Source organism: Streptomyces sp. NPDC086077, assembly GCF_040686175.1.
GTDB lineage: Bacteria > Actinomycetota > Actinomycetes > Streptomycetales > Streptomycetaceae > Streptomyces.
In genome coordinates, this window is sequence record NZ_JBFBJT010000057.1 from 14,577 (window position 1) to 38,602 (window position 24,026).

At 72.2% G+C, this 24,026-nt stretch carries 21 protein-coding genes and 6 pseudogenes; 14 read left to right on the plus strand and 13 right to left on the minus strand.

Annotation, left to right across the window (positions count from 1 at the left end; all coding sequences use genetic code 11):
- The first annotated feature begins 81 nt into the window (after positions 1-81).
- Positions 82-2,877 (plus strand): SpoIIE family protein phosphatase, encoded by a 2,796-nt coding sequence (locus AB0O67_RS18310; protein WP_365451208.1) that lies wholly within the window; start codon positions 82-84, stop codon positions 2,875-2,877.
- A gap of 94 nt (positions 2,878-2,971) precedes the next feature.
- A pseudogene (locus tag AB0O67_RS18315) lies at positions 2,972-3,466 on the plus strand (chitosanase); the annotation flags it as partial.
- 129 nt (positions 3,467-3,595) lie between these two features.
- Here AB0O67_RS18315 and AB0O67_RS18320 read toward each other — a convergent pair.
- Positions 3,596-3,832 carry a hypothetical protein gene (locus AB0O67_RS18320; RefSeq protein WP_365451210.1) on the minus strand — a complete coding sequence of 79 codons (237 nt, stop codon included), beginning with the start codon at positions 3,830-3,832 and terminating at the stop codon, positions 3,596-3,598.
- A 253-nt stretch (positions 3,833-4,085) separates the two neighbouring features.
- Here AB0O67_RS18320 and AB0O67_RS18325 point away from each other — a divergent pair, with 253 nt between their 5' ends.
- A complete protein-coding gene (locus tag AB0O67_RS18325; protein WP_365451212.1) occupies positions 4,086-4,553 on the plus strand; it encodes a hypothetical protein in 468 nt (155 codons plus the stop codon).
- 69 nt (positions 4,554-4,622) lie between these two features.
- Entirely contained in the window at positions 4,623-5,135 is a 513-nt protein-coding gene (locus tag AB0O67_RS18330; RefSeq protein ID WP_365451214.1) for an ATP-binding protein, read from the plus strand.
- A gap of 127 nt (positions 5,136-5,262) precedes the next feature.
- On the opposite strand, the gene AB0O67_RS18335 is transcribed toward AB0O67_RS18330, so the two are convergent.
- Positions 5,263-6,750 carry a helix-turn-helix domain-containing protein gene (locus AB0O67_RS18335; RefSeq protein WP_365451257.1) on the minus strand — a complete coding sequence of 496 codons (1,488 nt, stop codon included), beginning with the start codon at positions 6,748-6,750 and terminating at the stop codon, positions 5,263-5,265.
- 375 nt (positions 6,751-7,125) lie between these two features.
- Between AB0O67_RS18335 and AB0O67_RS18340 the strand changes: the two genes are divergently transcribed.
- From AB0O67_RS18340 to AB0O67_RS18350, 3 genes are all read left to right on the plus strand, one after another.
- Complete coding sequence (locus tag AB0O67_RS18340; RefSeq protein WP_365451216.1) at positions 7,126-7,746, plus strand: L-threonylcarbamoyladenylate synthase; 621 nt, start codon at positions 7,126-7,128, stop codon at positions 7,744-7,746.
- A 130-nt stretch (positions 7,747-7,876) separates the two neighbouring features.
- Positions 7,877-8,632: a dienelactone hydrolase family protein gene (locus tag AB0O67_RS18345; RefSeq protein ID WP_365451218.1), complete on the plus strand. Its 756-nt coding sequence runs from the start codon at positions 7,877-7,879 to the stop codon at positions 8,630-8,632.
- Between the two features lie 181 nt (positions 8,633-8,813).
- Positions 8,814-10,013, plus strand: coding sequence for a glycoside hydrolase family 64 protein (locus tag AB0O67_RS18350; RefSeq protein ID WP_365451220.1), 1,200 nt, complete (start codon positions 8,814-8,816; stop codon positions 10,011-10,013).
- A 65-nt stretch (positions 10,014-10,078) separates the two neighbouring features.
- Here AB0O67_RS18350 and AB0O67_RS18355 read toward each other — a convergent pair whose 3' ends face one another.
- From AB0O67_RS18355 to AB0O67_RS18370, 4 genes and pseudogenes are all read right to left on the minus strand, one after another.
- On the minus strand, positions 10,079-10,411 hold the full coding sequence (locus AB0O67_RS18355) for a hypothetical protein (protein WP_365451222.1): 333 nt from the start codon (positions 10,409-10,411) through the stop codon (positions 10,079-10,081).
- A gap of 121 nt (positions 10,412-10,532) precedes the next feature.
- A pseudogene (locus AB0O67_RS18360) lies at positions 10,533-11,413 on the minus strand (FAD-binding protein); the annotation flags it as partial.
- Between the two features lie 189 nt (positions 11,414-11,602).
- Positions 11,603-12,886, minus strand: coding sequence for a chloride channel protein (locus tag AB0O67_RS18365; RefSeq protein ID WP_365451259.1), 1,284 nt, complete (start codon positions 12,884-12,886; stop codon positions 11,603-11,605).
- Between the two features lie 148 nt (positions 12,887-13,034).
- Positions 13,035-13,220: pseudogene (locus tag AB0O67_RS18370) on the minus strand (DUF6325 family protein); the annotation flags it as partial.
- A 93-nt stretch (positions 13,221-13,313) separates the two neighbouring features.
- Here AB0O67_RS18370 and AB0O67_RS18375 point away from each other — a divergent pair.
- Positions 13,314-13,547 (plus strand): annotated as a pseudogene (locus AB0O67_RS18375) (LLM class flavin-dependent oxidoreductase); the annotation flags it as partial.
- Position 13,548: 1 nt separating this feature from the next.
- Here the strand turns inward: AB0O67_RS18375 and AB0O67_RS18380 are convergent.
- Positions 13,549-14,517: a TauD/TfdA family dioxygenase gene (locus AB0O67_RS18380; RefSeq protein WP_365451224.1), complete on the minus strand. Its 969-nt coding sequence runs from the start codon at positions 14,515-14,517 to the stop codon at positions 13,549-13,551.
- A gap of 189 nt (positions 14,518-14,706) precedes the next feature.
- Here AB0O67_RS18380 and AB0O67_RS18385 point away from each other — a divergent pair, with 189 nt between their 5' ends.
- Together AB0O67_RS18385 and AB0O67_RS18390 are read left to right on the plus strand one after the other, a co-directional pair.
- Positions 14,707-15,537 carry an aldo/keto reductase gene (locus AB0O67_RS18385; protein WP_365451226.1) on the plus strand — a complete coding sequence of 277 codons (831 nt, stop codon included), beginning with the start codon at positions 14,707-14,709 and terminating at the stop codon, positions 15,535-15,537.
- Between the two features lie 51 nt (positions 15,538-15,588).
- Positions 15,589-16,194, plus strand: a complete 606-nt coding sequence (locus AB0O67_RS18390) for a DNA polymerase ligase N-terminal domain-containing protein (RefSeq protein WP_365451228.1) — start codon at positions 15,589-15,591, stop codon at positions 16,192-16,194.
- Between the two features lie 36 nt (positions 16,195-16,230).
- Here the strand turns inward: AB0O67_RS18390 and AB0O67_RS18395 are convergent, their stop codons facing one another.
- The 4 genes and pseudogenes from AB0O67_RS18395 to AB0O67_RS18410 all read right to left on the minus strand — a co-directional run.
- Positions 16,231-17,256 (minus strand): alpha/beta fold hydrolase, encoded by a 1,026-nt coding sequence (locus AB0O67_RS18395; protein WP_365451230.1) that lies wholly within the window; start codon positions 17,254-17,256, stop codon positions 16,231-16,233.
- 27 nt (positions 17,257-17,283) lie between these two features.
- On the minus strand, positions 17,284-17,769 hold the full coding sequence (locus AB0O67_RS18400) for a peroxiredoxin (protein WP_365451232.1): 486 nt from the start codon (positions 17,767-17,769) through the stop codon (positions 17,284-17,286).
- Positions 17,770-17,845: 76 nt separating this feature from the next.
- Positions 17,846-18,367 carry a MarR family transcriptional regulator gene (locus tag AB0O67_RS18405; protein ID WP_365451234.1) on the minus strand — a complete coding sequence of 174 codons (522 nt, stop codon included), beginning with the start codon at positions 18,365-18,367 and terminating at the stop codon, positions 17,846-17,848.
- Between the two features lie 34 nt (positions 18,368-18,401).
- Positions 18,402-18,794: pseudogene (locus AB0O67_RS18410) on the minus strand (TetR family transcriptional regulator); the annotation flags it as partial.
- 465 nt (positions 18,795-19,259) lie between these two features.
- Between AB0O67_RS18410 and AB0O67_RS18415 the strand changes: the two are divergent.
- The 4 genes from AB0O67_RS18415 to hemC all read left to right on the plus strand — a co-directional run bounded on the left by AB0O67_RS18415 (position 19,260) and on the right by hemC (position 22,908).
- Complete coding sequence (locus AB0O67_RS18415; RefSeq protein ID WP_365451261.1) at positions 19,260-19,949, plus strand: response regulator transcription factor; 690 nt, start codon at positions 19,260-19,262, stop codon at positions 19,947-19,949.
- Positions 19,950-20,022: 73 nt separating this feature from the next.
- A complete protein-coding gene (locus AB0O67_RS18420; RefSeq protein WP_365451236.1) occupies positions 20,023-21,006 on the plus strand; it encodes an ATP-dependent DNA ligase in 984 nt (327 codons plus the stop codon).
- Positions 21,007-21,149: 143 nt separating this feature from the next.
- The gene (locus AB0O67_RS18425) at positions 21,150-21,926 is read left to right on the plus strand and encodes an NPP1 family protein (RefSeq protein ID WP_365451238.1); all 777 of its coding nucleotides are present in this window, start codon (positions 21,150-21,152) and stop codon (positions 21,924-21,926) included.
- 49 nt (positions 21,927-21,975) lie between these two features.
- Positions 21,976-22,908 (plus strand): hydroxymethylbilane synthase, encoded by a 933-nt coding sequence (hemC, locus tag AB0O67_RS18430; protein ID WP_365451240.1) that lies wholly within the window; start codon positions 21,976-21,978, stop codon positions 22,906-22,908.
- A 19-nt stretch (positions 22,909-22,927) separates the two neighbouring features.
- On the opposite strand, the gene AB0O67_RS18435 is transcribed toward hemC, so the two are convergent.
- Positions 22,928-23,449: a hypothetical protein gene (locus tag AB0O67_RS18435; RefSeq protein WP_365451242.1), complete on the minus strand. Its 522-nt coding sequence runs from the start codon at positions 23,447-23,449 to the stop codon at positions 22,928-22,930.
- Positions 23,450-23,681: 232 nt separating this feature from the next.
- Positions 23,682-23,843, minus strand: a pseudogene (locus tag AB0O67_RS18440) (ATP-binding cassette domain-containing protein); the annotation flags it as partial.
- Positions 23,844-24,026 lie beyond the last annotated feature (183 nt).

Genomic DNA, 24,026 nt, shown 5'->3' on the forward strand with positions numbered 1-24,026 from the left:
GCCCCGTCACATGGCACAAGCGGCTCACCACACGGCGTGACTTCCCTCGCCTCCGCGGGCTCGGGAGTGTAGACAGGGCACATGGTCCGCCCCCTGGGCCGATCGCGGACTCGGCCCACCCGTCCTCCCGCAGCAGAGCCCGCCGCACGCACGCCTGTCTCCGGGCCGAGCGAGCGGCGGGCGCGGTCTGCCGCGAACGGCGGGCCCGACGGGGCGCTGCGCGGCGGCCGTTCGCGGTGGAGTCCCGCCGCGGCGGTGCGCTCCGCGCTCAGCGGGCGCAGCGTCGCCGGACAGGTCTTCGTCTTCCAGGTCCTCATCGTGTTGCTGCTGGTCGTGGTGGCCGTGGTGGCACTGGTCCTGCAGAGCCGCAGCGACAGCACCGAGGAGGCCCGCAACCGGTCCTTGGCGGTCGCCGAGACCTTCGCCAACGCGCCGGGCACCCGCGAGGCGCTGGAGAGCGCCGACCCGTCGGCCATCCTGCAGCCGAGCGCCGAAGCCGCCCGCAAGGCGACCGGGGTCGACTTCATCGTCGTGATGAACACGGACGGCATCCGCTACTCGCACCCGATCCCGGACCGGATCGGCAAACCGTTCGTCGGCGATGTCGGGCCCGCGCTGGCCGGCGGGACCGTCGTCGAGGAGGTCGAGGGGACGATAGGCCAGCTGGTGCAGGCCGTGGTGCCGGTCAAGGACCCCGACGGCAAGGTGGTCGGCCTGGTGTCGGCCGGCATCACCACCGAGCACGTGGGCGGCGCGGCCAACCGGCAACTGCCCCTGGTCCTGTTCACCGCGGCGGGCGGGCTGGTCATGGCGACGGCCGGCACGGCGCTGGTGAGCCGGCGGCTGCTGCGCCAGACCCGGGGCCTCGGCCCGCGCGAGATGACACGGATGTACGAACACCACGACGCGGTGCTGCACGCGGTCCGCGAGGGAGTGCTCATCGTGGGCGCCGACGGCGACCTGCTGCTCGCCAACGACGAGGCCCGCCGGCTGCTCGGCCTGCCCGGCGACGCCGAGGGCCGCGGCGTCCACGACCTCGGCCTGCCCGCGGACATCGCCGAGCTGCTGGCCTCGGGGCAGGTCGTCACGGACGAGGTGCGGCTCGTCAAGGACCGGCTGCTGGCGATCAACCAGCGGCCCACCCATGTGCGCGGCGGCCCGCACGGCAGCGTGGCGACCCTGCGCGACTCGACCGAGCTGCGCGCCCTGACCGGCCGGGCGGAGCTGGCGCGCGAACGTCTCGACATGCTGTACGCGGCCGGTGCGGGCATCGGCACCAGCCTGGACGTCACCCGGACCGCCGAGGAGCTGGCGAATCTGGCCGTGCCCCGGTTCGCGGACTTCGCGACCGTGGACCTGTTCGACGCCGTGCTCAGCGGTGAGCAGCCCGAGGCCGCGACCGAGATGCGCCGTACGGCGCTGGCGGGCGTACGCAAGGATCCGCCGTTGTACCAGGTCGGCGATCGGATCCAGTTCGTGCACTCCTCGCCGCAGGCCCGCAGCCTGCGCGCAGGGCAGGCCACCCTGGAGCCCCGCCTGCGCGACGCGCCGGGCTGGCACGCGCAGGACTTCGAACTCACCTCGCAGGCCCTGGACTACGGAATCCACTCGCTGATCACCGCGCCCCTGCGGGCGGGCTCGCTGATCCTCGGAATGGTCACCTTCTGGCGCGGGGCGGGCTCCGAACCCTTCGAGCCGGAGGACCTGACCCTCGCCGAGGAACTGGTCGCCCGCGCCGCCGTGTCCATCGACAACTCCCGCCGCTACACGCGCGAGCACACGATGGCGGTGACGCTCCAGCGCAGTCTGCTGCCGCGCAGCCTGCCCGAGCAGAGCGCCCTGGAGATCGCCTACCGGTACCTGCCGGCCCAGGCCGGGGTCGGCGGTGACTGGTTCGACGTGCTGCCGCTGTCCGGTGCCCGCGTCGCCCTCGTCGTGGGGGACGTGGTGGGGCACGGATTGCACGCCGCGGCCACGATGGGCCGGCTGCGCACCGCGGTGCACAACTTCTCCTCCCTCGACCTCGCGCCCGACGAACTGCTCGGCCTGCTCGACGAACTGGTCGCGCGGATCGACCAGGACGAGGAGACCGAGGGCGGCACCGCGCCCGTCACTGGCGCGACCTGCCTGTACGCGATCTACGACCCGGTGGTGCGGCGCTGCGCCATCGCCCGTGCCGGGCATCCACCGCCGGCACTGGTCCGGCCCGACGGCAGCGTGGAGTTTCCCGACGTGCCCGCCGGTCCGCCGCTGGGTCTGGGCGGTCTGCCGTTCGAGACCGCGGAGATCGAGGTGGCGGAGGGGAGCCGGCTGGTCCTGTACACCGACGGGCTGGTGGAGGACCGGGACCGCGACATCGACGTCGGTCTCGAACTGCTGCGCAACGCGCTGGAACAGGCCGGGCCGTCGCCGGAGGACACCTGCCGGGCGGTGCTGGACTCACAGCGACCGGCCCGGCACAACGACGACATCGCCCTGCTGGTCGCCCGCACGCAGGCCCTCGGGCCGGGCCGGGTGGCCGCCATCGACGTGCCGTCCGATCCGGCGGCCGTCGCCGAGGTACGTGCCTCGGTCACCCGGCGTCTGACGGAGTGGGGCCTGGAGGATCTGGCGTTCACCACGGAACTGATTCTGAGCGAGCTGGTCACCAACGCGATCCGCTACGGCGGCACGCCGATCCTGGTGCGGGTGCTGCGGGACCGGAGCCTGATCTGCGAGGTGTTCGACGGCAGCAACACCGCCCCGCACCTGCGGTACGCGGCCATGACAGACGAGGGCGGGCGGGGCCTGTTCCTGGTCGCGCAGCTCGCCGAACGCTGGGGCACGCGCTATCTGCCGGGCGGCAAGGTGATCTGGGCCGAGCAGCCGCTGCCGTGAGCTGAAGCGCGCACTGGTCCGTACCTGCTTCCGTCCGAGGTCTTCTCAGCGCGCCCTGGGTCTGATAGGAAACTTTCCTATCATACACGGACCGCGAACTCACAGCAGGGCACTCCCCGTCGGCTTCTGCTGCGGCACCGGCGACATGCTCGACCTCGTCGAGCTCTGCACCGCTCGCAAGCGGGGCAACGTGCTGGCGTCCTACCTTCCGGCACCGCGCAAGGTCGACGGCACCGACTCGCACGCCGGGCTCGACCCGAACTATCCGAGGGACTGGCGCTGGGCGGCGCAGGACACCGCGTTCCAGCAGGCGCAGAACGACGAGCGCGACCGGGTGCACTTCGACCCGGCGGTCGGGCAGGGCAAGGCCGACGGGCTGCGGGCGCTGGGCCGGTTCGCCTACTACGACGCCCTCGTGATGCACGGTGACGGCACCGACCCGCTCAGCTTCCGCAACATCCGCGAGCGCGCCCTGCGCGGCGCGGTGCCGCCGGCGCAGGGCGGCGACGAAGTGCGGTACCTGAACGCCTTCCTGGACGCGCGAGTGTGGGCGATGAAGCAGGAGGAGGCCCACAGCGACACCAGCCGGACAGCTTCCACATCGGCTGACGGCGCCCGCACGTGCGAGAGCCCGGACACCGGCGCGGCGCGTCGGTGTCCGGGCCTGGCCGCCCGGTGGGCCCCTTCGACGTCCGGGCAGGCCGTGCCGCGGACGGGATCAGCCGCCGCCGAGGCGGGAGCGCAGCAGGGCCTTGCCCAGTTCGGCACCCTTGCGGCTGTCCGCCTGGGCCTTGCGGAACAGGTCCGCGACCTCCGTGTCCTTCTCGCGCTCCGCGTCCGCGATGTACGTGTCCAGGCGCAGCGCGTTGTTGAGGCACGCCTCCACGTACCAGATCAGGTTGTAGTCCTTGTCCGGCGTGCCGGTCACGCCGCCGGCATCCGTGCCGCTGCTCATCCTGGCCTCCTACTTCACCGGTTCGGCGGGGCCCTTCGGGGGCGGGCCCCTCGGTGCGGCTCGGGTACCCCTACGACCTTCGGGCACACCGCTCGGCCCACGCGGCGGGCGTCGCACAGACGGCCGAACATCGAACGGAACCGCCATGAACGCCAGCCCGCGCCACCCCTTCCGCCGCATAGAAATATCTACCAGCATGCATTTGCCGGATCGGCCCCCGCCGGGACCGGACGGCCGTCTCCCGGAGCGGAAAATGAGCGATCTCGGCTGGACGCGCGGAGTGGAGTGGCTTGCCGCCGCCGCTCCCGATCCCAGGGCATGCAAGCGCGACTGGGACCGGGGCGAGGGCGTCGCCCTGCTGGAGGCCGGGCGCTTCTGGGACGTGCTGAGCGTTCCCGACCAGTTGGGTCTGCTCGCGCTGGACCTCCTGTGGCGGCCCACGCTGCCGCTGCCCGGACCGACGCTGGTGGACATCGCCGCCCACCGGGTCGGCTTCTTCCTGCCGCCGGACCCGGACAGCAAGTGGATCGGCGCCGGCCTGCGCAACGCCGGTCGCGGGGCGTGGGTGGCGGTCCCGCCGCCGTACCGGTCCACCCGGTGCCTGGAGTGGCTGGTCCCGCCCGACGGAACGGGCGCGCTGCACTCGCCGACCACCCTGGAACTGGCGCTGCGTCAGGCGAACAGCAGCCTCACCGTGCTGGCACCGCTCTGCGGCACCTGACGCCGCTCGCACGTCAACTCACCGTCAACAGGTCCTGCAACCCTGTACCGGCTGCAGAACGCCCTTCGGGTGCTGCAACAACGCCACGACGGACGCGGTGACGGGCGCCAAGGCCCGGAAGGGGGCTACCGCCGGGTGCGGGTGAACAACCATCTGGAGCCCGGCACGGCCCTGGTGTCGCACGCCGTCGAACCGGTCGCCGTCATCGTCGCCGAGTCGCTGGACAACGCGCTGCGGCACTCCTCGCCCGACACCGACGTGACGGTCAACCTGGAGCACGTCCACCACGGGGCGTGCATGACGATCGACGACGCCGGGCTCGGCATGACCCGGGACGAACGGACACGGGCCCAGCGGCTGGCGGCCCAGCACCCTCTTCGCCGACGGTGCCGACCACGTGCGCTACCGCAGAGCGTGCACCGTTGCATCGGCGCGCCGCTGGCCCGGTTGGAGGCGCTCACCGCACTGCCCGCGCTCTTCGAGCGCTTCCCGAATATCCGGGCGGCCGAGGGCGGGATGCGACAGGTGCCGTCGTTCATCGCGTTCGGCTGGCAGGAGGTGCCGGTACGGCTGCGGGGCTGACGCGGGGGACCGCCCGGGGCGCGACCGGTCCCCCGTTCCGGTCGTGCCCCTGCGGCCCGACTCGAACCTACGTGCATGGTCGGCTCCTTGTGAATCGCGTCCATGCCCGTTCCGGCGCCGCGAGGACTCAACCGTGCACAGGTGCGTCCGGATGGCCCGAATTCGCCCCCTGCAGGTCGGGGTGGTCCAGGTCACCGAGCGCCAGGTGGGCGAGCACGACCTCGTAGAGGTCACTGCCCCCGGCCAGAAGCTGCCGTTCGAGGACGGGCTCGGCGCTGCGGACGTGCTCGCGCACGGTCTGCGCGTGGACGCCCAGGAGATGCGCGGCGCGTTCGGCGTTGCCCCCGGCCGCGATCCAGGTGCGCAGTGTGCGGCGCGGGTTGCGGGTGTCGGTGTCCAGGCGGCACAGCAGTTCGCCGGCCCAGGTGCGCAGGGCGGGACCGGCCAGCAGATCGGCCAGCCGGGTGTCCGCGCCGCCGTCGCCGGCGGGCAGCTGGACGTGGCCGGCCTGGGTGTTGAGGGCCAGGTGGACGGTGGCCCGGACGGTGAGGTCGGACAGGTCGGTGCCCAGCAGTCCCTCGGCACGTTCCATCCGGGCGCGGACGGTGTTGCGGCTGACGCCGAGCACCGCGGCCGCGTTGACGGCTGTGAACTCCAGCCCCAGCCGGGTGGTGGCGAGGAGTTCGGCGCGCGTGTGGTGGGGCAGCGCGTCGAGCGGGCGCAGGACGCGGGCCGCCCAGTCGCGCAGGCCGGCCGGGTCCATGAGCCGTTCGGGGTGCGTGCGTTCGGCGTACACCGCCGACCTGTCCGGGCGGAAGTGCGCGACGGCGAGGGCGCTGACGGCCTGGCCGTACGCGGTGGCGGTCCGGGCGAGGCTCTGCCGGGCGCTGCCACCGAGGAAGGTGCCGGGGCGGTCGCCGACCAGCTCCCGCAGCTCCGCGGCGGCTCCCTCACCCGGCGTCACGACGATCACATGCGCGTCGACGGCCGGGCAGCGCACGACGAGGGCCTGCTCCGACGTGGCGCTGACGCACTCCTCGGCCAGCCGGTCGCGGTCCTCTGTGCGGCTCTCGGCGACATAGACGCAGGCCGTGTCCGTGTCGAGCAGACCGGGCCAGAGCCCGGCGGCGACCCGGCGGGCGGAGACGGTGTCCTCGACCATCAGAAGCTGCAGGATGGCCAGCCGCAGGTCCGACGTGGCGCGCCGCAGCCGGCGTCCGGCGGCCGCGGTCTCCCGGGCCCGCAGCAGGAGTTCGAGCACACCGGCGGTGTGGGTGACGATGTCCGCGGTGCGCCGGTCGAAGGGCGCGGGTCGGGCGACGGCGAGGACGCCCGCCGTCGCGGGGTGCGGGAGTTCGACCCGGACCAGCCGCAGATGGCGGTCGTGGTCCTGGAGCGCGGCGGAGGCGATCCGGCCGGTGGTGATGTCGGCGACCAGGGCCTCGTCGAGGGGTGCGCGGATGCCGGCCAGGAGGTTGCCGGCGTCGTCCTGGAGCGCCACGTCCGCCTGCGCGGCACCGGCGAGCCAGGCGACCACCTTGCGCACGTCACGCCCGGACGGCCGCAGATGGTCGAGCAACTCCTGCGCCCACGTCACGTCCGCGCCGTCCGCCATCTCCGCGCGACGGCCCTCGCCCTCTCGCCCGGCCACGTCGTCTCCCTGCCCCTTCACCTCGCTTTGCGCCCGCACCGGGCACACCGGTCGGGGACCTTACCTCAAGGTGGGGCAAGGAGCTCCGCGACTTTCGCGTGACGGACGGCCCGGCGGGCGGGGAAACGGGCGAAGAACGGGCGTCGCACGGCGCGCCACCCCGCCAGTCGGGCGGCGGTGTGGAAGCGGCCGGTCAGCGAGGTGGGCGCGCCGAGGACCATGAACACGCCTCGGCGGCCTCCCGCACGCACCGGAGCCAGGAGGTCGCCCCCGGCCGCCTGGACCGCTCCCCGCCACGCGCGTTCGGCCTCTCCCGCTCCCGCGGCATAAGCTCGGCAGATGGCGAAGTACTACGACGTGCACCCCGACAACCCCCAGCCGCGCACCATCACCCAGATCGCCGACAGTGTCCGGTCGGGGGCGCTCATCGCATACCCCACCGACTCCTGCTACGCGCTGGGCTGCCGGCTGGGCAGCAAGGACGGCACCGACCGGATCCGGTCCATCCGCCGGCTGGACGACCGGCACCACTTCACCCTCGTGTGCCAGGACTTCGCGCAGCTCGGCCAGTTCGTGCGGGTCGACAAGGACGTGTTCCGCGCGATCAAGGCCTCCACGCCGGGCAGCTACACGTTCATCCTGCCCGCGACGAAGGAGGTGCCGCGCATGCTCCAGCACCCCAAGAAGAAGACGGTCGGGGTGCGCATCCCCGACCATGTCGTCACCCAGGCGCTCCTCGCCGAGCTGGGCGAGCCCCTGCTGTCCAGCACGCTGCTCCTGCCCGACGAGGACGAGCCGATGACGCAGGGCTGGGAGATCAAGGACCGGCTCGACCACGTCCTCGACGGGGTGGTCGACTCCGGGGACTGCGGGACCGAACCGACGACGGTGATCGACTTCTCGGAGGGCGAGGCCGAGATCGTACGGCGCGGGGCGGGAGACACCACCCGGTTCGAGTAGCCCGGGCAAACGGCAAAGGCGGGCGGGTCGGCCGACGGGGCTCTTCCCTGCGCGTGTCACGATGACCGCCGTCGGGCCCGCCGAACCGGCGGGCCCCTCGTCGTCGAACGCGCAGAGAGGCAGCCCCGCCATGACAACCGCACAGGGAACGGACATCGACATCCCCACCGAGGACGGCATCGCCGACGCCTACCTGACCCACCCCGGTGACGGCGGCCCGCACCCGGGGGTGCTGTTCTACATGGACGCCTTCGGCCTTCGGCCGCAGCTGAAGTCGATGGCCGACCGGCTGGCCGGCGCCGGCTACACGGTCCTGGTGCCGAACCTCTTCCACCGTCACGGGCGCGCCCCCGTCCTCGAGTTGCCCGAGTTCATCGACGACGCGTCACGCGGCGGGCTGTTCCAGCACATCCTGCCGATGATGCAGCCCCTGACGCCAGAGGTGGCGATGCGCGACGCCGGGGCGTACCTGCGCAGGCTGGCGGAGCTCCCCGAGGTGGCGGACGGCCCGGTCGCGGTGACCGGCTACTGTTTCGGCGCGCGGCTGTCGCTGATGACCGCCGGAGCGTATCCGGAGCGGGTCGCGGCGGCGGCCGGTTTCCACGGCGCCCAGCTGGCGACCGACGCGCCGGACAGCCCCCATCTGGTGGCCGACCGGGTCACCGCGGAGCTGTACTTCGGCCACGCCGACCACGACCCGTCCCTTCCGCCCGAGCAGGTCCAGCGCCTGGAGGACGCGCTGACGGCTGCGGGCGTACGGCACCGCTGCGAGGTCTACCCGGACGCGCCGCACGGTTTCACGCAGGCCGACACCGCGTCGTACCAAGCGGAGGGCGACAAGCGTCACTGGGCCGCACTGCTGGACCTTCTCGACCGCACCTTCTGAACCCTCGCCTTCCGACCGGCCCGACACCTCTGTGCGACGACGCGCGGCGGCGCCCGCAACAGACGAGCGCCGCCTTCCTGTTGTCCGATCCATTGACATGTTCGCGCCCCAGCGCAAATCTGAGAGCGCTCTCAAAAACAGGTACGGACCAACTCCCCCCACACCCGCACGGAGGTGGAGAGTGCTCGCAAGCCTCAAACACCGGCTCCTCACGGCAGCCGCGGCGTCCACCCTGCTCGGCGCCCTGCTCACGTTCGGCGCCTCGCCGCCCGCGGACGCCGCGGTGCCCGCCACGATCCCCCTGAAGATCACCAACAGCTCCGGCCGGGGCGACCCGGTGTACGTCTACACCCTCGGCACCTCGCTGACGACGGGCCAGCAGGGCTGGGCCGACGCCAACGGCACCTTCCACGCCTGGCCGGCCGGCGGCAACCCACCCACCCCGGCACCGGACGCGTCGATCCCCGGCCCGGCCGCCGGGCAGTCCAGGACGATCCGGATCCCCAAGCTCTCCGGCCGGATCTACTTCTCGTACGGCCAGAAGCTCGACTTCCGCCTCACCACCGGCGGTCTGGTGCAGCCGGCCGTGCAGAACCCCAGCGACCCGAACCGCAACATCCTCTTCAACTGGTCCGAGTACACGCTCAACGACTCCGGTCTGTGGCTCAACAGCACGCAGGTCGACATGTTCTCGGCGCCGTACTCGGTCGGGGTGCAGCGCGCCGACGGCAGCGTGGGCAGCACCGGCCGGCTGAAGGCCGGTGGATACACCGGGGTGTTCAACGCCCTGCGGGCCCAGTCGGGCGGCTGGGGCGGCCTCGTCCAGACCCGCTCGGACGGCACGGTACTGCGGGCGCTGTCACCGCTGTACGGGCTGGAGACCGGGGCTCTTCCCGCGTCGGTCATGAACGACTACATCGACCGGGTCTGGCAGAGGTACGCCACGACGACGCTCACCGTGACCCCGTTCTCCAACCAGCCGAACACGAAGTACTTCGGGCGGGTCTCCGGCGGCGTCATGAACTTCACCAACAGCTCCGGCGCGGTCGTCACCAGCTTCCAGAAGCCCGACGCGAGCAGCGTCTTCGGCTGTCACCGGCTGCTCGACGCCCCCAACGACCAGGTGCGCGGGCCCATCTCCCGCACCCTGTGCGCGGGCTTCAACCGCTCGACGCTGCTCACCAACCCGAACCAGCCCGACACCTCGTCGGCGAACTTCTACAAGGACGCGGTGACCAACCACTACGCCCGGATCATCCATGACCGGATGGCCGACGGAAAGGCGTACGCCTTCGCCTTCGACGACGTCGGCAACCACGAGTCCCTGGTCCACGACGGCAACCCGCAGCAGGCCTACCTGACGCTGGATCCGTTCAACTGACGCGGGCACTTCGCACCACCAGGCCGGGGCCCGCGGGCCCCGGCCCTCGCCGTCCGTCCGCGACGTCAGTGGACGACGGAGAAACTGCGCCACAGGCCCGTGGAGCGGACCGCGTCGTCCGATGTCCCCGTGGTCAGGTACACGCTCTGCCCGCCCCGCGGTTCGGTGCAGTCGGGCGTCGTGTACAGGATGATGTCGTTGAGCGTTCGATTGTTGACGTGCGCCACCCCTTCGCGGAAGCGGTGGCACCCGTCGACCGACGGGTCCGAGAGGGTCTCGACAGTCTCGCGCCCGGTGCGCAACTCGATCGTGCCGAGCGCGTGATCCTCGCAGGCTGTCACCACGAGGCAGAGCACCACGACGCCGGTGAGCGCGGTCAGCGACCGTCTGGCGGCCATCGAACCTCCTGTGCGTGGCGAGAGCCGGCTGGGACGTCGTCCCGGCACCACTATCCGTCGGCGCCGCCGGATGCGCCCGGCGGAGACGGCCGTTGCGGGGACACGGGCGGCCGACGGCCCGTTCGGTACCGCAGCGAACCGTGCCCGCCTGGTGGGCGGTGGCGCCGATGGGCATGCCCTTGTGCAGGTAGATGCTGTGCGACAGCAGTTGGTGTCGTGCATGCGGAGGCGACCGAGCATGTGCTGGAGTTTGTGCCGCAGGCGCGCCAGGCCGGCGGTGTTGTTGTGCTCGTCGAGCGTGAGCCGGATGCGGCCGTCGCCGTCGAGCGTGACCCGGTTGCCGGGCTGCGGCAGGTCCTCACCGCACAGCCAGAAGTCGACGGCGTGATGGGGCAGGACCTCGAAGGGCATGTCCGGCGCCACCGCGCCGGCCCAGCGGGGTGCCTCGCCGTGGATCTGCTCGGCGTCCGACTTGCCGAGCATCTGGATGCCGCCGAGCGGGTACTCCCAGTCGTCCGCGCCCAGGTACCAGTCGTGCAGGGCGAGGATCTTCTGGAACTGGGTGTCGTTCGGCTCCTTCGAAACGGCCATCAGCCGGCCGTGCACACGGTAGAGGTGCTCCGCCTGCGTGTAGTACGGCTCCAGGTCCTCGTAGTGGATCGGCCACGCGGGAGAGACGCCGTCGTGGTGGCGCAGATCCCCGAAGTCCTCGGGGCGCAACCGGAACAGTGCCGCGCCGTAGAACTTGGTGTTGCCGCCGACGTAGTAGTTCACCTCGGGCGGGAACTCGTTGCCGTTTCGGTCGAGCCAGCACTCCGGGGCCCGGTACTTGCCCTTGACGAACACGGCCGTCGAGTCCCAGTTGTCGCGTTCGCGCGGCAGGTAGTCGTCGCGTTCGAGGATGAGGACGCGCTTCCCCGAAGGGGCGACCTGGTGGGCGAGCGTGCCGCCGCCGGCACCACTGCCGATGACGATGACGTCGTGGTGGGGGAAGTCGCCCATGGCGGCCCCCTTTCCTCGCTTTCGCGCTCTGCGGCGGCTGCCGGGACGCTGCGGCCCTGGCCCCTTTTCGAACGTACCGCACGCGAGCAAGTGCCCCCGCGGGCAGACCAGCTCCCCGTACCACCGGCAACACACCGCGTCCCCGCACGACCGGGGCCGGTCGTTCCCCGCGAGCTCGCCGGGCGGCTGTCACGTCGCCCCCTTCCGGCCCACCGCCGGTGGCACAGGGCGCCCGGCCGGCAGCAACTGGACCGTCACGAAGGCCACGACGGACGCGATGATCACCACGGGGATCACCTCCTCGCTGCGCAGTACCAGGACCACCAGCACCACGCTGCTGACCGGCAGCCGCAGCATGGCCGCCGCCGCGGCCGCCATGCCCGCCGCCATGCCGGGCGCGACTCCCAGCCCGGGCAGCGGTGCCAGCAGCACACCCGCCGCGGCGCCGAGGAGCAGCGCGGGAAAGATGGGACCGCCACGCAGGCCGCCGAGACACAGCCCGTACGCCACTCCCTTGCACAGGAGCACGGCGACCAGGGCTCCGACGCCCCAGGAATGCGGATCCTCGGCCATCCGGCCCAGCAAGGCCTGGCCGGACGACGCCACGTCCGCGGGACTCCGCCCGACGGCCAGTGTGTACACCGCGGCGCATGCCCCGGCGGCGAGGGCGCAGATCACCGTGCCGGTGATCGGCCGCGCCGAGACGAATCCCGCCGCCCGCCGCCCGGCGGCCCGAACCGTGTGAAGTGCGACGGCGATACCGACAGCCATCACCACGGTCCAGAGCACGTCCCCCGCATCGAGGCGGGGGATCGGAACGCCCAAGGTCAGTGAAAGGTTTCCCGTGGAGAGCCCGGTCCAGCGGCCGAATCCGGTGAAGACGAGGGCCCCGATCCCGCTGGACAGCAGTGCCGGCAGCATGACCGCGAACAGCTGAGGGCCACCTACTCCGGCCATCTCGATGAGGATCACGGCGGCGGCGAGCGGATTTCCGAAGATCGCGGCCAGCGCCGCGGCGGCACCGGCCGCGCCGAGGAGCGCCGAGCCCTGCGGTGTCTTCTGCGACCGCATCAGTTCCGCGAGCAGCAGTGCGAGGCCGCCGCCGAGCGCGATCAACGGGGCTTCCGGGCCCAGTGTGGCGCCGAGCGGCAGACTGACCACAGCCGCGAGGATCACCCCCGGCAGGGCGGCGGGGGTCGTCCCCTTGGCGTTCAGGCCCGCGGCGGGGATGTGGCCACCGGCGCCCGGCAGGCGCTTGACGACGAGCCCGACGGCGAGGCCGGCGACCGCGAGCAGCGGCAGGGGCCACCACCAGGGCGGAATACCCCAGCCCAGCCGCGCCGGCAGTTCCGCCCACATCAGGTGCTCCAGCTCATGGAGCGCGGCGAGGAACCAGAACGCGGCGAGGGAGACCGGGACACCGAGGAGCGCCGAGAGGAGGAGGGCCTTCTGATAAGCCGGGGTGCGCAGCAGATCACGTAGCCGCTCCGCCTCGTCCGGCTGGGTACCGGCGGGGGCCGCGGTGGCGGGAGCCGTATCCCGCGCGGCTGCTCGCCCCTCCGGCTCAGGCAAGGACCCGGCGCTTCTGGGCTTCGAACTCCTCCTCGGTGAGCACTCCCTGGGCCAACTCGACCACGCCCACCGACCCGTCGGCCTCCTTGCGCACGAAGACCAGGTCGATGATCCGGATGATGCCGCGCTCCACCAGATCGACGAGCAACGGGAGCCCCTCACCCGTCATACGGTTGCCGGGGAACTCGATGATCAGATAGTCGATCGGCCCCATTTCCTCGATGTCCTGGTTCACGGCCTCATTGCAACACCCGATCAAGCGCCCCGCACTTCCACGCCTGCCCCGGGCGGGGAACACCGCAGACCGCTTTGAGGAGACGCCGCCGGGCGCCTGGCCCGTACGGCGTCCCCGCAGGGCCCCGCGCGGCTGCTGTTCGCGCCGGACCTGGTCGGCACGTCCGAGGAACTCGCCGAACGCCTCGCCGCGCACGCCGCGTTCCGGGAGGTGGACGAGGTGGCGTTCGCGCTGCCGTTCAGCTTCACGCACGAGGACTACGAGCAGATCCTCACCGACATGGCGACGAAGCTGGCTCCGGCGCTGGGGCGACGGCCGGGCGCGTGACTCACCAGCGTCCCGGCTCGGTGCCGGTGATCGGCTCCGAGGGCTTGCCGTCCACGCCGACGGGGACGTCACCGGCGAGCATCACCCGGTGCATGATCCGGGGGTGATCGAGGTGCGCGTTGTCGCTGGGCGCCAGATGGATGGTGGCGCGGTTGTCCCAGAAGGCCACGCTGCCCGGCTCCCAGCGGAAGCGGACCGTGTACTCGGGGCGGACGGCCTGTTCCAGCAGCATCTCCAGCAGCAACCGGCTCTCGGGGCGGGAGACGTCGGTGATCTGCTCGACGTAGTAGCCGTTGACGTAGAGCACCCGCTCACCGGTCTCGGGGTGGACACGCACCAGCGGATGCACCGAGGCGACCTGACGGTCCAGCAGGTGGCGCAGGTAGGCGTCGTCGCCGGGCCGGGGCTGGTAGCCGACGCCGAGCCGGTGCTCGGCCCGCAGCCCGTCCACGAACTGCCGCACCGGCGCGGACAGTCCGGCGTACGCCGCCGCCAGGTTCGACCAGGTCGTGTCGCCGCCGTACGGCGGGACGGTCTCTGCGCGAAGGATCGTCGCGGCCGGCGGGTCGATCCGGGCGCCGTGGTCGCAGTGCCAGCCGCGCAGCAGGGTGTGGCGGCGGCGCTGGAGCCACTCCTCGTGCTCCATGCCGAACCGGCCTCCCAGCTCCAGCCGGTCGGCGGTCGTCTCGATCTCCGGGAAGCCGGCCGGCGAGGCGCTGCCCCGCCGCCCGAGGACCACCGGCTCGCCGAACCGCCGTGCGAACGCCACATGCGCGGCGTGGTCCAGGCGCTGCCCCCGAAAGAACACCACCTTCCAGCGCAGCACCGCCTCGCGAATCGCGGCCACCTGGGCGTCGTCCAGCTCACCGGCCAGGTCGACACCGGTGATCTCGGCTCCGATGTACCCCGCGACGGGGTTCACCTCGACTCCCGTGGTTCGCTTCCCCGCCATGGCCCTGTCCGTCGTCATGCGCACTCCGTTGGTCGTCCGGCCGGCTCCGTCGAAGAGCGTGACAGCGATCATCCACCGTGGGCAACGAGGCGGGCCGTCGGCCATTGCGGGCGGCGGCCCGGCACACGGGGTTGGCGGTCGCGTGGGCGGGTCCTGCCGGGCCCGCCCATACTGGCGGTACGGCACAGCAGAGCGGAAGGGTGGACCGTGAACGGCATTCCGGCGCACACGCTCAACGACGGCACGACGCTCCCCGCCATTGGCCTGGGCACCTGGCCGCTGGACGACGCGCACGCCGAGCGGGCGGTGCTCACCGCCCTCGACCTGGGCTATCGCCTGATCGACACGGCGACGAACTACCGCAACGAGACCGGCGTGGGCCGCGCGATCGCCCGCAGCCCGGTCCCGCGTGAGGACATCGTGGTGACGACGAAGCTCCCGGGCCGCCACCACGGCTACGAGGAGACCCTCGCCTCCTTCGAGGAGTCCCGGCGTCGGCTGGGCGTGGAGCAGGTGGACCTGTATCTGATCCACTGGCCACTCGCCCGCGTCGGAAAGTACGTCGACTCCTGGCGGGCCATGATCAAACTGCGCGAGGAGGGCCTCGTACGGTCGATCGGGGTCTCCAACTTCACGGCCGAGCACATCGAGCGGCTGGAGAAGGAGACGGGCGTGCTGCCCGCCGTGAACCAGATCGAGCTGCATCCGTACTTCCCGCAGGAGGAGGCACGGGCCTTCCACGCCGACAAGGGCATCATCACCGAGAGCTGGACCCCGCTCGGCCGGGGCACCGACCTGCTCCAGGATCCCGTCGTCGTCACCATCGCCGAGACGCACGGTGTGACGCCCGGTCAGGTCGTGCTGCGCTGGCACACCCAGTTGGGCGCGCTGCCCGTCCCCAAGTCGGCGGACGCCGAGCGGCAGCGGCAGAACCTCGACGTCTTCGGGTTCACCCTGGGCCCCGCCCAGATGCAGGCCATCGCCGACCGCGCGCCGCAGCGCACCGGTGGGGATCCCGAGGTGCACGAGGAGTTCTGAGCCCGGTGGGCCCGGGTACCCGGTGGCGCGGGCGCACGGAAGGAGTCACGGGTGGGTGACGGCGACCGGCTGCGGACCTACCGCGGCAAACGTGATTTCGGGCGGACCGGCGAGCCCGAGGGGCGTGCGGGCCCCCCGGGCGACGCCCCCCGGTTCGTGGTGCAGATCCATGACGCGAGCACCCTGCACTTCGACTTCCGGCTGCAGGTCGACGACGTGCTGAAGTCCTGGTCGGTCCCGAAGGGGCCGTCCGCCGACCCGAAGGACAAGCGGCTCGCGGTGCCGACGGAGGACCACCCGCTGGAGTACCAGGAGTTCGAGGGCGTCATCCCGGCGGGCGAGTACGGCGGCGGCACGGTGATCGTCTGGGACATCGGGACGTACGAGCCGATGAGCCACGACCGCCAGGGGCAGCCGGTCGACTTCGGGGAGTCGCTGGAGCGGGGGCACGCCACGTTCCGGCTCAACGGCTCGAAGCTGCACGGCGAGTACGCGCTCACCCGGTTCCGGGGCGATCAGGGCGACGCGGAGGCCTGGCTGCTGGTGAAGGCCGGGCACACGGGGGCGGGGCGGGGAACGCCGGACCCGCGGCGGGCCCGTTCGGTGCGCAGCGGCCGCACGCTCGCCCAGGTCGCCGCGGACGTCCGGGACGACTGACCCGCGTGGCCCGACGCCGAAGTGCCCCGCCCGGCGTCAGCGCAGGTGTCGTCCGAAGAAGTCCATGGTGGCGTCCATGGAGGCCCGCCAGCGGGCGTGGAACGTGTGGCCCTCCCCCGGCTGCTTCACCAGCCGGACGTCCTTGCCCGCCGCCTCGAACGCGGCCGCGGTCTGCTCGGACCACTTCAGCGGGCAGGTGGCGTCGGCGGTGCCGTGCTGGATGAGGAGCGGTTCGGTCACCCGGTCGGCGTAGGTGACCGGTGAGACCTCCCGCCAGAAGTCGGGGTTCTGCTCGGGGGTGCCGTGCGCGGCCTCGATCTCTGCGACCACCGGGTCGCCGTCGGGGCGCTGGAACCGGTCGATGTTCTCCTCGGGACGGGAGCTGACCGGCGCGTGGACGACGGCGGCGTCCACCAGACCCGGCGTTACGACCAGCGTGTTGTACACGACGCCACCGCCCATGGAGCGGCCCAGCAGGCCGATCCGGTCCCCGTCGATCTCCGGGCGGCCGGCGCCGCGCAGGGCCTTGACGGCGGCGATGACGTCCTCGGTGTAGCCGAGGCGGAGGTTGACGTCGTTGTCCGGGTCGTCGTCGGAGCCGGCGTGGTTGCGGTAGTCGGTGTGCAGGACCACATAGCCGTTGCGGGCGAGCAGGTCCTGCTCGCGGGCCAGTCCGCGGCCGGTGGTGTAGACGGCGGGGTCGATGTAGCCGTGCGCGAGCACGAGCGCCGGGAAGGGGCCCTTCCCCTCGGGCACGTTCATGAGGCCGGAGATGGTGAGGCCGTTCGCCTCGTAGGTGACGGCGTACTGGGTGTAGGCGCCGGTCCGGGTCCGCACGGCGCCGAGGCGCAGTCCGGAGCCCGTGTGCTCGCGGGCGATGAGACCCGGGAGGGACACGGGGTCGGGCGGATCGGGCGTCGGGGTGGTGGCGGCGGCCGGGCGCTCGGTGCGGGTCGCTGCCGGTTCGGACCTCCCAGGAGCGGCGGCTTCGCCGTTCGTGCAGCCCGTCGCGGCCGCCAGCACCATGCAGGCGGTGGCGCAGGCCGTGCCTCGCAGCCGCATGCGTCCAGTATCGCGGATACGGCTCCGTCAGTCAGTGGCTCCCGCGCCCCGGTGCGCACGCAGGGCGGCGAGGGCCCGGTCGGCGTGGGTGTTCATACGCAGTTCGCTGCGGACGACCTCCACAACCGTGCGGTCCTCGGCGATGACGAAGGTGACCCGCTTGGTCGGGGCCAGCTGGAAGCCCCGCTTCACACCGAACCGTTCACGGATCGCACCGTCCACGTCGGACAGCAGCGGCATGCCGAGCGTGTAGCGTCCGGCGAACTCCGCCTGCCGCTCGACCGGGTCACCGCTGATGCCGACGGGCCGCCCGCCGGCGGCGGCGAACTCGGCCGCCAGATCCCGGAAGTGGCAGGCCTCCGTGGTGCAGCCGGCGGTGAGGGCGGCGGGGTAGAAGAACAGCACGACGGGTCCGTCGCTGAGCAGTTCTGTCAGCAGGCGGGGCGTGCCCGTCTCGTCCGGCAGCTCGAAGTCCTCGATCTTGTCGCCGACCAGCGGCTGGGACGGGGGCACGGTTCCTCCTCGGATCGCCTGACGCGAGATACTACTCGCCGGTAAGGCGGTGGCGGCCCCGCGTGCGCCCTCGGCCTCAGGGAGTGCCCGCCTCCGCGGTGGCCCGCTGGTCCGAGTCGTCGTCGATCGTCACCGCGAGGAAGTCGTCGACCATCCGGTGGAACAGCGTCGCGAGCCGGCGCAGTTCCTCGGGCGACCACTCGGACAGGGCCAGTTGCATGCCGCGCGCGCCGACGTCGCGGATCCGCTCGATGGCCTCGCGCCCGGTGTCGGTGAGTTCGATGCGCTGGGCGCGCCGGTCTTCGGGGTCGGGGACACGGGTGACGAACCCGGCGCGCTGCAACTGCTGCACCGTGCGCGTGACATGCGAGGCCTCCACGCCGAGCCGGTTGGCCAGCTCCCCCGGGCGCAGCGACTCCGAGTCCGCGACCTGCCGCAGCAGCGCCACTGCCGCGCGGTCCAGCGGCACTGAGGCCAGAGCCATCAGGCGGTCGTGCTGCCGGGCGCGGGTGTTGAGGTAGGTGATGCGCGTGAGGGCCCGCTCGATCTCGACGATCTCGGGGGACACGGGGCCCGGGGGGAGCGGCGGTGAGGGCATGCCTCCCACTTTACCATTTGTTGCCTAACTCAAGTAATTTTGGCAGGCACCGGCGCAGCCGGTCGCGGATCTCCCGCAGCGACGGCGAGGTCAGCGACTCCTCGACCATGATCCGGTGCAGCGCGGGGTCGGTCATCACCTGCGCAAACCGCGCGTACCAGGTGGGGCTGCCCAGCTCCGCCAGATGCCCGGTGACCGGCCGCACCAGACAGGCGACCCAGTCGCGTACGTCGGTGGAGTCGCCGGCCTCTGCCAGCGTCCGGGCGCGGCCCTCCTCGATCCGCGCGTCGTGCCGGGCGGCGACGGCGCGGACGAGGTCGGCCTTGGTGCCGAAGTGGTAGCCGACGGCGGCGTTGCTGCCCTGGCCCGCGGCCTCGCCGACCTGACGGTTGGACACGGCGTACACGCCGCGCTCGGCGAAGAGCAGCGCCGCCGAGGGCGCCGCGCAGAAGGCATGCCAAAGTGGTGCGCGGCGTGCCGCGAGGTCCGTCACGTGCGAGCCACGCCGGGCGGGCGACGCGCCGCCGAGGTGCCCACGCACGAGCCCCCCAGCGGGCGGCGCGTCGCGCAGGCGCCGTGCCCGTCCGTCACACGCCGTCAGGCGCAATGGCCGCCGCGGCGCTTCCCGAGATCCGCCACCTGCGAGGCACGTCCGGTCCGTCGCCCGCCGCGTGCAGGCCACGGGCGGTGTGCGACGCGCCAGGGGGCGGGTACCTCGCGCGGATGACATGTGCCGACGGCAGGGGAAGCCGACCGGCCTTATCGGTGGAGATCGCCCACCATGGGACAAGACTCCCGACCGGAGATCCCGGCCGGCCGGGATCACGTCACCGACGAGGTCACCACCGCGCCGCCGCACCCCCGCTCCCCAGGCAAGGGAAGAACGCACCTCATGACCATCCGCGTGTTGCTCGCCGACGACCAGGCCCTGCTGCGGGCCGCCTTCCGGATCCTGATCGACTCCTGCGACGACATGGAGGTGGTCGGGGAGGCCGTCGACGGCGCCCGGGCGATCGAGCTCGCCCGGGCCCACCGGCCCGATGTCGTCCTGATGGACATCCGCCTGCCCGGCAGTGACGGACTGGCCGCCACGTCCACCATCTGCGCCGACCCGGACCTGTCCGCGACCCGTGTGCTGGTCCTCGCCACCTCCGAGATCGACGAGGACGTCGCCGAGGCACTGGCGGCCGGGGCCAGCGGGTTCCTCGGCAAGGAGGCCACCCCCGACGCCCTGCTCGACGGCGTCCGGACCGTGGCGGCCGGCGAGTCCCTGCTCTCCCCGCTCGCCACCCGCGCCCTGATCACCCGCTTCCTGTCCGCGCCCGAGGAGGGCGCACGGCTCGCCGCTCCCGAGGACCTCGCCGCGCTGACCGCCGAGGAGCGCGAGGTGATGGGCCGGGTGGCCGAGGGCCGGACCAACGCGGAGATCGCGGAGAAGCTCCTGGTCAGCACGCCGGAAGTGCGCTCCCACGTGGACCGGGCGATGACGAAGCTGGGCGCCCGGGACCGTGCCCAACTGGTCGTCATCGCCTACCAGTCGGGGTTGGCGGGAGCCATGCCGCCGCCGTCCGCGGCGCTCTGACCCCGCCCTCCGTTCAGGGGAAACCTGCGGGCGGGGCGCGTGGCGCCGCCCCGCCGCGTCGACACCTCAAGCCGTGACCCTGCCGCTGATCGCCCCCATGCTCGCCACACCCGGCGCCCTGCCACCCGCCGCCCAGGACGCGCGGTGGGCGTACGAGACCAAGCAGGACGGCCAGCGCGCGGTGGTGTATCTCCCCGGCGACGGAAGCGTGGTGCTGCGCGCCAGGTCCGGCGAGGAGATCACCGGCGCCTACCCCGAACTGCTGCCGCTCGGTGCCGCCCTCGGCGGTACGGCCGCGGTGCTGGACGGGGAGGTGCTGGCCCTGGACGAACAGGGGCGCGCCGACTTCCAGTTGTTGCAGTCCCGTATGGGCCTCGCCCACTCGCCCGTACGGGCGGCGCGCCGGGCGGCTCAGGTGCCGGTCCATCTCGTGCTGTTCGACGTGATGCACCTGGCCGGGCACTCCCTGACCGGGCAGTCCTACGCCCGGCGGCGCGCCCGGCTGGAGGAGCTGGGCCTGGCCGGACCGTTCTGGTCCACACCGGGCGCGCTGGTGGGCCACGGCGCACAGGCCCTCCAGGCCACCCTCGACCACGGTCTGGAGGGCCTGGTCTGCAAGCGGCTGGACTCGGTGTACGAACCGGGTGTGCGCTCCCGCGCCTGGATCAAGATCCGCAACATGCGCGGCGAGGACGTCGTCGTGGGCGGCTGGCAGCCCGGCAAGGGCCGGCTGACCGGCCTGCCCGGCGCGGTGCTGGTCGGCCAGCGCGACGCCGCCGGACGGCTGCGGTACGTCGGCGGCGTGGGCACCGGCTGGAGCGAGGCCGAACGGACTGAACTCGCGGCGCTGCTGCGGGAGCACGCGAGCGACGTCTGCCCCTTCGATCCGGTACCGCCGGCGCCGGGAGCGCGCTGGGTGCTGCCCCGGCTGGTCGGTGAGGTCCGCTACAGCACCCGTACCCGGGCCGGGCTGCTGCGCCAGCCGTCCTGGCTGCGGCTGCGGCCCGACCTGACGCCCGAGGAGTCCACGGCCGACCTGCCGGAGCACCTCGGCTGACGTCGTTTCAGCAGACAACTATTGGGCTGTCCTTCACCAACGGGACGCCTGCGACCTCTTGGCGCGGAAGGGCATTCCGGGGAAGCTGAACTGCCTTTCCCCCCACAGCCCTTGGGCTGCGCCCGAACCAGGAGGAGGACGCAGTGTCGTCACAGAAGTCCCTCACGCACCGCAGGAGATGGCTCACCGTGCTCGGTGGTGCCGCCGCGCTCGTCATAGCCTTTCCCGCCACCGCCTTCGCCGCCCCGCCGCCGGCGTTGCCCGGCAACGCCGACAGTCTGGAGCGGACGTTCCAGCCGGCCTTCGACTACGACACGGACGGCTGCTACGCGACGCCCGCCATCAGCGCGGACGGCACCGTCAACGGCGGCCTGAACCCGACCGGGGCGCTGAACGGCAACTGCCGGGACGCCTCGGACCTGGACAACACGAACAGCTACTCGCGCTACAAGTGCAACAACGGCTGGTGCGGCATCGTGTACGGCCTGTACTTCGAGAAGGACCAGGCCCTGCCGGGCAGCAGCATCGGCGGGCACCGCCACGACTGGGAGCACGTCGTGGTGTGGGTGCAGGACAACCAGGTCAAGTACGTCTCGACGTCCAACCACGGCTCGTTCACCGTGCACAACGCCTCGGCCATCCGCTTCGAGGGCACGCACGCGAAGGTCGTCTACCACAAGGACGGCATCAGCACGCACTGCTTCCGTGCCGCCAACTCCAACGACGACCCGCCGGAGAACCACAAGGGGACCTGGCAGTATCCGACGCTGGTCGGCTGGAACGGTTACCCGGCGGGCGTGCGGGAGAAGCTGACGTCGTACAACTTCGGCAGCGCGAACTTCGGCCTGAAGGACAGCAGCTTCGCCTCCCACCTGGCCTCGGCGAAGCCGTCCGGCATCCCGTTCGACCCCAACGCCTGACAGGCGCTCTCGTGCACGGCGGGGGCCGGTGACGGTCTATCGTGTCCGCATGCCGGTCCCCGCACTGATCCGCATCGTCTCCCGCGACTCACCGATGGCGCTCGCCCAGGTGGCCCGCGTCCAGGCCGAGTTGACCGCCCGCTACCCCGAGGTGAGAACCGAGGTGCTGCCGGTGAAGACCACCGGCGACAAGTGGCTCGGCGATCTCTCCCTGGTCGAGGGCAAGGGCGCGTTCACCAAGGAGGTCGACGCGGCGCTGCTGGCCGGTGAGGCCGATCTCGCGGTGCACTGCGTCAAGGACGTGCCCGCCGACCGCCCGCTGCCGGCCGGCACGGTGTTCGCGGCGTTCCTGAAGCGCGACGACATCCGTGACGCCCTGGTGCATCCGGGCGGGCTCACTCTGGACGAACTGCCGTCCGGCACCCGTATCGGCACCTCCTCGGTGCGCCGGGTCGCCCAGCTGGCCGCCACCCATCCGCACCTGGAGTGCGTGCCCTTCCGCGGCAACGCGGGCCGACGGCTGGACAAGCTCGCCGCCGGTGACGCGGACGCGCTGCTGCTGGCCGTCTCCGGTCTGGAGCGCCTGGGCCGCCAGGACGTGATCAGCGAGGTCCTCTCCCCCGAGGTGATGATGCCGCCCATCGGCGCGGGCATCCTCGCCCTCCAGTGCCGCGAGGGCGACGGCGATCTGATCGACGCGATCAGCGCGCTCGGCGACCCCGGCACGCACCGGGAGGCGACGGCGGAGCGGATGTTCCTGCATGTGCTGCAAGGGCACTGCAACAGCCCGATCGCCGGGTTCGCGCGCATCGACCACGGCGAACTCTCCCTGCGGGCCTGCGTGTTCACCCCGGACGGCAAGACCCGTCTCAACGCCCACGAGTGGGCGGGGCGGCTGGACGCGGCCACCCTCGGCACGTCGGTCGCCGTGGCCCTGCTGCGTCAGGGCGCCCGCGAGATCATCGACGGCATTCCGCACTGACCGCCGTCGACGACCGTCGTCAGGCGGTGCCCTCCTCGGCCTGGTCGCGCAGGAACTTGCTCACCTGATGGGCGAGGCTCTCCCGGCCGGCTCCGGCCGGGGCGCAGGGGATGGCCTCGTCCAGGCCGATGCCGCCCGTCCACAGCCGGCGGTCGGCCCAGTCGTCGTCCACCCGCATCTGGATCTGGACGTCGACCTGTCCCAGGGCCGCCTCGGGCGCCGCCCCGTACATCACGGCGGTGGCCCGGCGCAGCGGGTAGACGTCGTAGCCCTCGATGAACTGCGAGTTGCGCCAGTCGACGAACGCGCTCTCCCCGTCGGGGCCGATGCGCACGTCGATCTGGCCGTCCTCCAGGTGGATGCCGAAGCGGTTCTCACCGCGGTTCTCGACGGTCACCCGCAGCCGGAAGTACGTCAGTCCCTCGGCGGCGTCGTCGCGTCCGCGCGGCGGCTCGGCCCGCTCCAGACCGTGGACACGAACGCGCAGACCGGCATGCTCGTCGTACTCCTGCCAGTCCCCGACCACGTTCGGCTCGTACACACTCCACCTCTCGACCTCTCGAAGCTGCTTCCTATCCGTGGGCTCAGCGCAGTGTCAAATGAGCGGAATGGGCTGTGGCCAGGGATTTCCCGCACATGATCGCTGATCAAGCCGTGCCCAGGGAGAATCCGCACCGGCCCCCTCCCAGGCGTGCCGCACATCACGTTCGCGCCCCGGCTCAGCGGGCCGGCCGGCCCAGCGCGAAGGAGGCCGCGGCGATGCCCGCCGTCTTGCCGGTGGCGGCGCGGACGGCGTCGACGTGCTCCCAGACACCCGTTCGGGCGATCGGGTCGAAACCGATCGTCGGCTCGTCGAGGATCAGCAGTCGTGGGGCGCTGACGAGCGCCTGGGCCAGTTCCAGCCGGCGCACCAAGCCGCCGGAGTACCGACGAGCCGGTCGGCGGCGTCGGCGGCGTCGGCGGCGTCGGCGAGACAGCACACTGCAGACCTGAAGTGTGTTTCGTGTGTGTTTATACCGGGAAGACCTATTTGAGTGCTTCGGACAGGAGGCACGTCCGTGGGACCGCCACGCCGTCCCCGCGTCATTTCCCGTGCGCGGTGCGGGCGCGCCACCCAC

What these genes read in the sequence shown, in the direction of transcription:
- AB0O67_RS18310 (WP_365451208.1), top strand. Translation starts at nt 82, where the DNA reads ATGGTCCGCCCCCTGGGCCGATCGCGGACTCGGCCCACCCGTCCTCCC.
- AB0O67_RS18320 (WP_365451210.1), bottom strand. Translation starts at nt 3,832, where the DNA reads ATGAGCAGCGGCACGGATGCCGGCGGCGTGACCGGCACGCCGGACAAG.
- AB0O67_RS18325 (WP_365451212.1), top strand. Translation starts at nt 4,086, where the DNA reads ATGAGCGATCTCGGCTGGACGCGCGGAGTGGAGTGGCTTGCCGCCGCC.
- AB0O67_RS18335 (WP_365451257.1), bottom strand. Translation starts at nt 6,750, where the DNA reads ATGGCGGACGGCGCGGACGTGACGTGGGCGCAGGAGTTGCTCGACCAT.
- AB0O67_RS18340 (WP_365451216.1), top strand. Translation starts at nt 7,126, where the DNA reads ATGGCGAAGTACTACGACGTGCACCCCGACAACCCCCAGCCGCGCACC.
- AB0O67_RS18345 (WP_365451218.1), top strand. Translation starts at nt 7,877, where the DNA reads ATGACAACCGCACAGGGAACGGACATCGACATCCCCACCGAGGACGGC.
- AB0O67_RS18355 (WP_365451222.1), bottom strand. Translation starts at nt 10,411, where the DNA reads ATGGCCGCCAGACGGTCGCTGACCGCGCTCACCGGCGTCGTGGTGCTC.
- AB0O67_RS18380 (WP_365451224.1), bottom strand. Translation starts at nt 14,517, where the DNA reads ATGACGACGGACAGGGCCATGGCGGGGAAGCGAACCACGGGAGTCGAG.
- AB0O67_RS18395 (WP_365451230.1), bottom strand. Translation starts at nt 17,256, where the DNA reads ATGCGGCTGCGAGGCACGGCCTGCGCCACCGCCTGCATGGTGCTGGCG.
- AB0O67_RS18405 (WP_365451234.1), bottom strand. Translation starts at nt 18,367, where the DNA reads ATGCCCTCACCGCCGCTCCCCCCGGGCCCCGTGTCCCCCGAGATCGTC.
- AB0O67_RS18415 (WP_365451261.1), top strand. Translation starts at nt 19,260, where the DNA reads ATGACCATCCGCGTGTTGCTCGCCGACGACCAGGCCCTGCTGCGGGCC.
- hemC (WP_365451240.1), top strand. Translation starts at nt 21,976, where the DNA reads ATGCCGGTCCCCGCACTGATCCGCATCGTCTCCCGCGACTCACCGATG.